A 222-nucleotide genomic window follows, 5' to 3' on the forward strand; every position below is an offset into this window, starting at 1 on the left:
GTGGAAGTGCGGCGACGCATGGAGCTGACGAATACTAATCGATCGAGGACTTAATCAATGTACACTTGGCGTGTAACCGAAAGGTTTTTGCCCATACAATAACGCTTCTATCCAGTTTTGAAAGAACACTTCTTTCAAACTTCATAGTCAGGTGGCAATAGCGAAGAGGTCACACCCGTTCCCATCCCGAACACGGCCGTTAAGCTCTTCAGCGCCGATGGT

Annotated in this window: 1 rRNA gene; it reads left to right on the forward strand. The window is 48.2% G+C overall.

The features are described 5' to 3' along the window. Window positions 1-147 precede the first annotated feature (147 nt). Window positions 148-222 (forward strand): 5S ribosomal RNA (gene rrf / locus RG959_RS25100); the annotation flags it as partial.

It is taken from the genome of Domibacillus sp. 8LH (assembly GCF_038806185.1).
Taxonomy (GTDB): domain Bacteria; phylum Bacillota; class Bacilli; order Bacillales; family Domibacillaceae; genus Domibacillus; species Domibacillus indicus_A.